The 10360-nt window shown below is 47.2% G+C and carries 8 protein-coding genes and 1 pseudogene; 1 reads left to right on the top strand and 8 read right to left on the bottom strand.

Going from position 1 to position 10360, the window contains the following annotated elements; all coding sequences use genetic code 11:
- Nucleotides 1-33 precede the first annotated feature (33 nt).
- Nucleotides 34-651, top strand: coding sequence for an amidophosphoribosyltransferase (locus Q7V21_RS13550; protein WP_370654066.1), 618 nt, complete (start codon nucleotides 34-36; stop codon nucleotides 649-651).
- Here the strand turns inward: Q7V21_RS13550 and tpiA are convergent.
- The 8 genes and pseudogenes from tpiA to carB form a co-directional block, all read right to left on the bottom strand.
- Nucleotides 650-1252 (bottom strand): annotated as a pseudogene (tpiA, locus tag Q7V21_RS13545) (triose-phosphate isomerase); the annotation flags it as partial. The gene Q7V21_RS13550 and the pseudogene tpiA overlap by 2 nt on opposite strands.
- A gap of 136 nt (nucleotides 1253-1388) precedes the next feature.
- Complete coding sequence (glmM, locus tag Q7V21_RS13540) at nucleotides 1389-2738, bottom strand: phosphoglucosamine mutase (RefSeq protein ID WP_370654065.1); 1350 nt, start codon at nucleotides 2736-2738, stop codon at nucleotides 1389-1391.
- The gene (gene folP, locus Q7V21_RS13535) at nucleotides 2731-3570 is read right to left on the bottom strand and encodes a dihydropteroate synthase (protein WP_304917794.1); all 840 of its coding nucleotides are present in this window, start codon (nucleotides 3568-3570) and stop codon (nucleotides 2731-2733) included. The genes glmM and folP overlap by 8 nt, the downstream gene beginning before the upstream one ends.
- A gap of 12 nt (nucleotides 3571-3582) precedes the next feature.
- On the bottom strand, nucleotides 3583-5484 hold the full coding sequence (gene ftsH / locus Q7V21_RS13530) for an ATP-dependent zinc metalloprotease FtsH (protein WP_304917793.1): 1902 nt from the start codon (nucleotides 5482-5484) through the stop codon (nucleotides 3583-3585).
- A gap of 45 nt (nucleotides 5485-5529) precedes the next feature.
- Nucleotides 5530-6147, bottom strand: coding sequence for a 23S rRNA (uridine(2552)-2'-O)-methyltransferase RlmE (rlmE, locus tag Q7V21_RS13525; protein WP_304917792.1), 618 nt, complete (start codon nucleotides 6145-6147; stop codon nucleotides 5530-5532).
- A 1-nt stretch (nucleotide 6148) separates the two neighbouring features.
- Complete coding sequence (locus Q7V21_RS13520; RefSeq protein WP_304917791.1) at nucleotides 6149-6616, bottom strand: DUF4149 domain-containing protein; 468 nt, start codon at nucleotides 6614-6616, stop codon at nucleotides 6149-6151.
- Complete coding sequence (gene greA, locus Q7V21_RS13515) at nucleotides 6617-7093, bottom strand: transcription elongation factor GreA (RefSeq protein ID WP_304917790.1); 477 nt, start codon at nucleotides 7091-7093, stop codon at nucleotides 6617-6619. It lies immediately after the preceding gene.
- Entirely contained in the window at nucleotides 7093-10311 is a 3219-nt protein-coding gene (gene carB / locus Q7V21_RS13510) for a carbamoyl-phosphate synthase large subunit (RefSeq protein ID WP_304917789.1), read from the bottom strand. Before carB ends, greA begins: the two co-directional genes overlap by 1 nt.
- Nucleotides 10312-10360 lie beyond the last annotated feature (49 nt).

Here is a 10360-nt window from a genome sequence, read left to right as displayed (position 1 = left end):
GGCATCGCCACGGCGGAGGGCGGACGTTTTCACATGCACAAGGGGCCAGGGCTGGTGCGCGACGTGTTCCGCACCCGCAACATGCGCAGTCTGGCCGGCAACTGGGGTATCGGCCACTGCCGCTACCCGACGGCGGGCTCGGCCTACAACTCCGCCGAGGCGCAACCGTTCTACGTCAATTCGCCGTTTGGCCTGATGCTGGCGCACAACGGCAACCTGACCAATGCCGAAATGCTGAAGCGCGACATGTTCCTGCAAGACCTGCGGCACATGAACACCAACTCGGATTCCGAGGTGTTGTTGAACGTGCTAGCGCACGAGCTGCAGGTGGCCTCGACGAAATACCAGGTCGATGCCGAGACCATCTTCAAGGCGGTGGCCGGCGTGCATCGGCGCGTCAAGGGTGCCTATGCCGTGGTGGCGATGATCGCCGGCTACGGCCTGCTGGCTTTCCGCGATCCGTACGGCATCCGTCCACTGGTGATCGGACGCAACGAAACCTCGCTGGGCATGGAGTATCTCGTTGCCTCGGAAAGCGTGGCGATCGATACGCTCGGCTTCCAGTTCCTGCGCGACGTCGAACCAGGACAGGCTTGGCTAATAATGGGGCAGCATTATTTCCTTTTACGCTGCCGCCGTAAAGTATTCTGAGTGATGCAGCAATTTTCGCATCGTGTTTTGCGACCCGTTGACGCATAAAGGAATGTACATCCTGTGCCCATTCCGGGCTGGCTGTCTTGCCTGTGCCTATGGCCCAAACCGGTTCATAGGCCAATACCGCTTTTGACAGCATTTCAACACCTTGCTGCGCAATCAGAATATCCATCAACCGCGCCACCATCTCTTCGGTGCGTCCCATTGAATGTTCTTCCGGACTTTCACCAATACAGATAATAGGAGTGATGCCATGACGAACGGTGATCTCAGATTTCTCCGCGATAATATGATCTAGAAAAACTTGATCAAGGTTCAATTCGGCATAAAGACAACGGCGTTCAGAATGACCTATCAAGACATACTGACAGCCAAAATCACGCAACATGGTGGCCGAGATTTCACCGGTATACGCCCCAGAATCAAATTGTGAAACATTTTGGGTACCCCAGAACAATCCGGTGTCAGTTAAAGCCGATTGAACCTGTTGTACATAAAGTGCGGGTGGAAATAAGGCAACATCAACCGAAGCAAAGGAGTCTCTTTGCGCCAGTATCGCATCAAGCAACAGTTTGTTGCTTGCGCTAGAGCCGTTCATTTTCCAGTTACCAGCGACCAGCGGTTTGCGCACAGACACCTACTCTTATATAAGAATGAATCATAAAGGTTACCGACTGACAGTAGATAAAGCAATGTCATCGCGGCTTATATTGTTACCGAAAAGCATGACCGAATTAATTCTGCAAAATTGTCTCAATCTGTTCTGCCAGTGTTTTGGCTAAGTGGTTGGTACGAGTTGCATCATGGCCTTCTACCATCACTCGAATAACCGGCTCAGTGCCTGAAGCTCTCAGCAACACCCGACCTTCATTTCCCAACTGTTTCTCAATGTCTTCTACCGCCGCTTGGATTTCCGGATAATCCTCTAAATTGACCAGCTTATTGAGACGCACATTGATAAGTCGCTGCGGATATTTAATCACTGCCGAACGCAGCTCATGCAAACTGCTGCCGGTTTGCTGAATTTCAGCCAATACCTGCAATGCCGCCACAATGCCATCACCGGTACTGGTTTTATCCAGACAGATAATATGCCCGGACGCTTCACCGCCAATCAAACCATCTACCTGCTGTAATTTTTCCATCACATACCTGTCGCCGACATTGGCTCGATGTAAGGTGATGTCATGTTTTTCAAGAGCATGCTGCAAACCGAGGTTGGACATTAAGGTACCAACAACATGTCCTTTGCAAAGCCCAGCACGCTGTCTGCCCCGGGCAATGATATACAAGATATCATCGCCATCGACCAGCTCACCTTGATGGTCAACCATAATCAAACGATCGCCATCACCATCAAGTGCAATGCCTAAATCGGCTTTGTGTTCCAGCACGCTGGCTTGTAATAAACGTGGCTCTGTAGAACCGCAGTTTTGATTGATATTCAGACCATCCGGCTCTGCGCCCATCAAAATAACTTCAGCGCCCAATTCACGGAACACATTCGGTGCAATGTGATAGGTCGCACCATGAGCGCAATCAACCACCATTTTCAAATTGGATAAGTTCACACCGGTAGAGATGGTACTTTTACAAAACTCGATATAGCGACCTGCCGCATCGGATATACGATGTGCCTTGCCTAAATGAGCAGAATCTACCGTCTTGATGGGTTGATCCAGCATTGCCTCAATTGCCAGCTCGACTGAGTCCGGTAATTTGGTGCCTTGGTCAGAGAAGAATTTAATACCGTTATCGTGGTAAGGATTGTGCGAAGCACTGATCACAATGCCAGCCTGAGCGTGAAATGTACGGGTTAAATAGGCAACTGCCGGGGTAGGCATCGGGCCCATCAAATAAACATCAACACCAGCGGCTGAAAGGCCAGCCTGTAAAGCTGATTCAAACATATAACCAGAAATACGGGTGTCTTTACCGATCAGCACTTTACTATTGCGTTCTTTGGCCAGAACACGACCGACTGCCCAGCCGAGTTTTAATACAAAATCCGGGGTTATAGCCCCATCACCTACCCGGCCTCGAATGCCATCCGTACCAAAATAACGTCTTTTTTGTTCAATCAAAATCACTAACCTGCATTACATGTTCACACAGTCGAATCACCTGTACGGTTTCTCGTACATCATGGCTGCGGATAATTTTTGCGCCTTGCCAAAACGCTATTGACGCTAACGCCAAACTTCCGGCTAATCGTTCTTCAACCGACACATTCAAAGTGGCACCGATAATGGATTTACGTGACACGCCGACCAACACTGGCAAATCCGAATCAGTAAAAACCGCTAAATGTTTCATTAATCGTAAATTATGCCGGGCCGTTTTGCCAAAACCAAATCCCGGATCCAGAATAATTTTTGAACGTGAAATACCCGCCGCTTCACAGGCGGCAACACGCTCGTTCAAGAAATTATTTACTTCGCTGACAACATCAGCGTATTGAGGCTGTTGTTGCATAGTTTGCGGTGTGCCCTGCATATGCATCAGGCAAACAGGTACATTTAGTTCAACAGCAGCCTGTAATGCTCCTTCACCACGCAAAGCATTCACATCATTTATCATACTGGCGCCAGCTGCTACGGCGGCCCGCATAACATCGGCTTTCATGGTGTCAATAGAAATAACAACATCAAGTTCAGCACGAATAGCTTGTATTGCCGGCACCACTCGACGGATTTCTTCATCAACACCAACCGGTTCAGAACCTGGGCGTGTCGATTCGCCACCGATATCAATAATAGTCGCACCATCAGCAACCAGTTTTCGGGCTTGTTCAAGGGCTTTATCGGCTGAAAAAAAACGCCCGCCATCCGAAAAGGAGTCGGGCGTTACATTGACGATGCCCATGACGTGTGGGACGGACAAATCCAGAGATTTGCCCGCAAAGTCCATCATCATGATTTAACTATCTCAATTTAATTGATCTGCTGGTTTACCAGTAGGTTCGGGACCTTTTTCATCAGGTTTAGCTGCTGGAGGCGGTGTAGATGATTTATCATCCCAACCTTTTGGAGCACCTGGTTCACGGCCTTCCATAATGGCATCAATCTGTTCACTATCGATAGTTTCGTAAGTGATCAACAGTTTCGCCATGGTATGCAGTTTGTCGAGATTTTCCGTCAGGATATTTTTCGCCCGATCATAGTTACGGGTAATCAATGCACGGACATCTTCATCAATCTGCTTGGCAGTTAAATCTGACACGGCTTTATGTTGCGTCACGCTTCGGCCAAGGAATACTTCGCCTTCATCTTCACCATAAGATAATGGTCCCATGTTGTCGGATAGACCCCATTTAGTAACCATGTTGTGAGCAAGTTCAGTAGCGCGCTGAATATCATTCGACGCACCAGTAGTAACTGCTTCAGCACCAAAGATCATCTCTTCTGCCAAACGACCACCGTACAAACTGGAGATCTGACTTTCCAATTGCTGTTTGGTGTAGCTGTATCGATCTTCCGTTGGCAGGAACATGGTGACACCTAAAGCACGCCCCCGTGGAATGATACTGACTTTATAAACAGGATCATGACCCGGCACACTACGACCGACAATAGCGTGTCCAGCCTCATGGTAAGCGGTGAGTTCTTTCTCTTTATCACTCATAACCATAGATCGACGTTCAGCGCCCATCATGATTTTATCTTTTGCCAGTTCCAAATCATTCATGGAAACCAGTCGTTTATTGGTGCGTGCGGCAAATAAAGCGGCCTCATTCACCAGATTGGCTAAATCAGCACCAGAGAAGCCTGGGGTTCCGCGTGCGATAACACTTGGATTCACATCTTCATCAGCGGGTACTTTACCCAAATGGACTTTGAGGATCTGTTCACGGCCACGAATATCCGGCAATGGCACAACAACCTGTCTGTCAAAACGACCCGGACGTAATAATGCTGGATCAAGAACATCAGGACGGTTGGTTGCAGCGATGATGATGACGCCTTCATTACCTTCAAAACCATCCATCTCAACCAGTAACTGGTTTAAGGTTTGTTCACGTTCATCATTACCACCACCTAAACCGGCACCACGGTGACGACCGACCGCATCGATCTCATCGATAAAGATAATGCAGGGTGAGTGTTTTTTGGCTTGTTCAAACATGTCACGAACGCGTGAGGCACCAACACCAACAAACATTTCGACGAAATCTGAACCTGAAATAGTAAAGAACGGTACTTTGGCTTCACCGGCAATGGCTTTAGCCAGCAAGGTTTTACCGGTACCTGGTGAACCCACCATCAAAATACCGCGTGGAATACGTCCGCCCAACTTCTGGAATTTGCCCGGATCACGAAGGAAGTCGACTAATTCATGTACTTCTTCTTTAGCTTCTTCAACACCGGCAACATCTTTGAAGGTTACCTTAACCTGATCTTCATTAAGCATGCGGGCTTTGCTTTTGCCAAACGACATGGGGTTTTTGCCACCACCGCCTTGCATCTGACGCATGAAGAAAATCCACACACCAATAAGCAATAACATTGGGAACCATGAAATAAAGATTTGCATCAGCAAGCCGGTTTTTTCCACTGGCTCTGCTTTGATGGCAACGCCGTTATCCAGCAAATCACCAATCAAGCCTGGGTCATAATCCGGGCTGAAAGTAGTAAATTGACTACCGTCTGTTAATTTACCGGTAATAGTTCGCCCTTGAATATCAACGCTGGAAACAGCACCGTTTTTCACGTTACTGATAAAGGTCGAGTAATCCATTTCGCTTTGGCTGCTTTGTTGCGGACCAAAATTGTTAAATACCGACATCAATACCATCGCGATGACGACCCATAAAACAATGTTTTTCATCATGTCACTCAATGTTGTTACCCCTAGTAACGTTAGTTTGTTTTGCTGTCATTTCAGTCCGCGACCTAGTAAATAAACTTCACGGCTACGTGCACGTGAAGCATCCGGTTTGCGGGTTATCACTTTGTTAAAATGACTCCGCATGGACTTCAAAAAATCATCAAAGCCTTCACCTTGAAAAACTTTGACCAGAAAATCACCCTGTTTACTTAAGTTATTAATTGCAAAATCCAAGGCCAACTCAACCAGATGCATACTGCCAGGCTGATCAATTGCATCTACACCTGTCATATTGGGGGCCATATCCGATAATACAAGGTCTATCGATTGTCCGGCCAATACTTCGTTCAATTGTTCCAGAACATGATCTTCGCGAAAATCACCTTCTATGAAATAAACTCCGGTCAGTGGTGTCATTGGCAAAATATCCAATGCAATGACTTTACCGTTGTCCCCGACACGATGCAAAGCATAATCTGACCAGCCGCCTGGTGCCGCCCCCAGATCGACAACCGACATTCCTTTACGAATTAATTTATCTTTCTGATCGATTTCTTCCAGCTTGAACGTGGCCCGCGAACGATAACCTTTCTGTTGAGCCTTTTTGACATAAGGATCATCAAAATGTTCTCTAAGCCAATTGTTACTGGATTTACTTCGTGCCATATCAGGCCTGCCGTGCAGTATGTTGTTTATCAGAACTCAATACCAGCAACAAACCGGCAATACTCAACATAAGATACAAGTTCTGACTCAGCATATGCAGACGTTCAAAACTCTGGGCAAGTTCTGTATTCATACGCCAATTATCGATAGTTTTGATACTGGCCATTTCGGGCTGAACATACATGCTGAATATCAAAGTAATCACTAGCATGGCAATCAATACCCAGAAACGCCAGGAATGTATCGCCCGGCCCCGCTGGATACTCAGTTTACCTAATAAAATTAATGTGCCACTGATTAAGCCAATTACATTGACAGCAAAAAACAGTTTAGCGGCATATTCAGCAGCTACCAGTGTTTCAAGGCTGACAAAAGCCAGAGGAACTGCCAGATAACCAATAGACCATAACGCTCCTACCCACAATGTCAGTAACAGGCGTTCGCCAATGGTTTCAGAAAGAGTCAACATTTAGCCCAGATAATGAATGCCGGTAATTTCATATTCAATCGCACCACCCGGAGCCTGCACCGTCGCGATGTCATCGACTTCTTTACCAATCAACGCACGGGCAATCGGTGATGAAATAGAAATACGGTTCAATTTAATATCCGACTCATAATCGCCAACAATCTGATAACGTACTTTATCGTCAGTATCGATATTCAACAAATCGACCGTCACACCAAACACAACACGGCCGTCTTTTGGCAGTGCTGTTGGATCAATTACCTGACAATCTGCCAGTGTTGATTCCAGTTCCTGAATACGCCCTTCTGTGAAGCTTTGCTGCTCACGTGCTGCATGATATTCAGCATTTTCTTTTAAATCACCATGAGCGCGTGCTTCAGAAATCGCATTCACGATAGCTGGACGCCTGACGGTTTTCAGTTCGTGTAATTCATCTTTCAGTGCCTGAGCACCACGTGCGGTAATAGGAACGGCCATTAAATCAATTCTCCATGTAATGACTGCAAACGATTCACCGATACACTGTCTTCACAGTTCAAGGCCAGAATCGTAGCGCGGGCGGCAGCTAGGGTTGTGGTGTAATTCACCTGATGTTGCAAGGCTGCACGGCGGATCTCTCTCGAATCTGCCACCGCTTGACGACCTTCTGTCGTATTTACAATCAAAGCAATTTCATCGTTTTTAATCATATCCACAATATGCGGCTGACCTTCTGCTACCTTTTTCACCCGTTCACATGGCACATCAGCATCAATAAGTGTTTGTTGCGTACCACGGGTGGCCAACAGGGAGAAACCCAAGCCTAACAAATCTTTGGCAATACTGATAACCAATTGCTTGTCGGCATCACGCACCGAAATAAAGGCTTTACCTCCCACCGGCAGACTGACAGAAGCCGCCAGCTGTGATTTGGCAAATGCTTCACCAAAAGTACGGCCAACACCCATAACTTCACCGGTGGATTTCATTTCTGGTCCCAGAATCGGATCCACACCCTGGAATTTGATGAATGGGAATACCGCTTCTTTAACCGAATAATAAGATGGTATCACTTCTTTGGTGACGCCCTGCTCTGCCAGGCTCATGCCGGCCATACAACGGGCGGCAACTTTTGCCAAAGGCACACCGATAGATTTAGAAACATACGGCACGGTACGTGAAGCACGTGGATTGACTTCCAGAATGAAAATGCGATCACCCTGAATGGCAAATTGGGTATTCATTAAGCCAACCACACCAAGCTCAAGCGCCATTTGTTTTACCTGAACCCGTAACTGGTCCATGATTTCCTGGCTTAGGCTGTAAGGCGGTAACGCACAGGCTGAGTCACCAGAATGTACACCGGCTTGTTCAATATGTTCCATGATGCCGCCGATAAGGACTTCCTTACCGTCACAAATTGCATCCACATCGACTTCAATCGCATCATCCAGAAAACGATCCAGCAATACCGGAGAATCATTGGAAACCGACACGGCAGTCAGCATATAACGTTGTAATTCTTCTTCGTTATAAACGATTTCCATTGCACGGCCACCTAAAACATAAGACGGACGAACGACCAATGGATAACCGATTTCGGCAGCCAGTGATACTGCTGTATCAACCGAATGCGCCAAACGATTAGGTGGTTGTAACAAGCCGAGTTTTTCAACCATTTGCTGGAAGCGTTCACGATCTTCGGCATGGTCAATCGCATCTGGTGAGGTACCAATAATTGGCACACCGGCTGCTTCCAAGGCGCGGGCCAGTTTAAGTGGTGTCTGACCACCAAATTGCACGATCACACCTTTAGGTTTTTCCAGCGCAACAATTTCCAGTACATCTTCCAGTGTCAGCGATTCAAAATACAAACGATCTGATGTGTCGTAATCAGTGGATACAGTTTCCGGATTACAGTTGACCATAATGGTTTCATAACCATCCTCGCGCAGTGCCAATGCAGCATGTACACAGCAATAATCAAACTCGATGCCTTGACCAATGCGGTTTGGGCCACCACCCAAAATCATGATCTTTTCACGATCGGTCGGATTGGCTTCGCACTCTTCATCATAGGTTGAGTACATATAAGCCGTAGAGGTTGAAAACTCTGCCGCGCAGGTATCGACACGTTTATAAACCGGACGCACTCCCAGCGTATGACGATGGCTGCGGAATTGTTTTTCGGTTTTATGTAACAGTTTGGCCAGACGCGAATCAGCAAAACCTTTACGTTTCAACGCACGCATTTCCGCTTCATCGATATCGTTCAATGAACGCTCTTTAAGCTGGTTTTCAATTTCAACCAATTCCTGAATCTGAATCAGGAACCATGGATCGATATGCGTCAGTTGCTGAATTTCCTCAAAGCTCATGCCAAATCTAAAGGCATCACCGACATACCAAAGACGGTCTGAGCCTGGCAGATTCAATTCACGACGTAATACTTCAGCAGTATTTTCTGCTTTCAGATCCAGAATTTCGTTGAATCCATCACGGTCAATTTCCAGTCCGCGCAACGCTTTTTGCAACGATTCCTGGAAGTTACGACCAATGGCCATGACTTCACCAACAGACTTCATCTGAGTACTCAGACGATTATCGGCCAACGGGAATTTTTCAAAGGTAAAGCGTGGGATTTTAGTGACGACATAATCGATAGTCGGCTCAAACGAGGTCGGCGTGGCATTACCGGTAATTTCGTTCTGTAATTCATCAAGCGTATAACCAACCGCCAATTTCGCTGCGACTTTCGCAATCGGAAAGCCAGTTGCTTTGGAAGCTAATGCAGACGAACGTGACACCCGCGGATTCATTTCGATAATGATTAAACGACCAGTCTCAGGATTGACCGCAAACTGTACGTTTGAACCACCTGTTTCTACACCAATCTCACGTAATACCGCCAACGAGGCGTTTCGCATGATTTGATATTCTTTGTCGGTCAGTGTTTGGGCCGGTGCAACAGTGATTGAGTCACCGGTATGCACGCCCATTGCATCAAAGTTTTCAATCGAACAGATAATGATGGCGTTGTCTTTTTTGTCACGCACCACTTCCATTTCGTATTCTTTCCAACCGATGATCGACTCTTCAATCAGCAACTCGGATGTCGGGCTGAGGTATAAACCGCGCTGGCAGATATCAACAAAGTCTTCACGGTTATAAGCGATACCACCACCACTGCCGCCCATGGTAAATGATGGGCGGATGATGACTGGAAAGCCAAATTTCTGCTGGACTTCCAAGGCTTCTTCAAGCGAGTGAGCGATATCCGACTGTGGCATATCCAGACCGATTTTGCGCATTGCGGCACGGAACAAGTCACGGTCTTCAGCTTTGTTAATGGCTTCACTGTCAGCGCCAATCATCTCAACGCCGTATTTCTTCAATACACCGTGCTTTTCCAGTGCCAGTGCACAGTTCAGGGCAGTTTGTCCGCCCATAGTCGGTAAAATCGCATCAGGACGTTCGGCTTCAATTACCTTGCTGACCGCTTCCCAGGTAACGGGTTCGATATAGGTTGCATCGGCCATATTGGGGTCGGTCATGATGGTCGCTGGATTGGAGTTCACCAGAATGACGCGATAACCTTCTTCCCGCAGAGCTTTACAAGCCTGTGCGCCAGAATAATCAAATTCGCAGGCCTGACCGATAACAATCGGACCAGCACCCAGAATCAGAATGCTTTGAATATCAGTACGTTTAGCCATTGTGTGTTATTTACCTGTCGCTTGTTCGAGTAGGTCGATAAAGTGATCG

This window comes from Methylophaga sp. (assembly GCF_030651745.1).
This window is presented reverse-complemented; position numbering and strand designations above follow the sequence as displayed.

Coding starts and splice junctions, on each gene's coding strand:
- Q7V21_RS13550 (WP_370654066.1), top strand. CDS start 34: ATGCACAAGGGGCCAGGGCTGGTGCGCGACGTGTTCCGCACCCGCAAC.
- folP (WP_304917794.1), bottom strand. CDS start 3,570: ATGATGATGGACTTTGCGGGCAAATCTCTGGATTTGTCCGTCCCACAC.
- ftsH (WP_304917793.1), bottom strand. CDS start 5,484: ATGATGAAAAACATTGTTTTATGGGTCGTCATCGCGATGGTATTGATG.
- rlmE (WP_304917792.1), bottom strand. CDS start 6,147: ATGGCACGAAGTAAATCCAGTAACAATTGGCTTAGAGAACATTTTGAT.
- Q7V21_RS13520 (WP_304917791.1), bottom strand. CDS start 6,616: ATGTTGACTCTTTCTGAAACCATTGGCGAACGCCTGTTACTGACATTG.
- greA (WP_304917790.1), bottom strand. CDS start 7,093: ATGGCCGTTCCTATTACCGCACGTGGTGCTCAGGCACTGAAAGATGAA.
- carB (WP_304917789.1), bottom strand. CDS start 10,311: ATGGCTAAACGTACTGATATTCAAAGCATTCTGATTCTGGGTGCTGGT.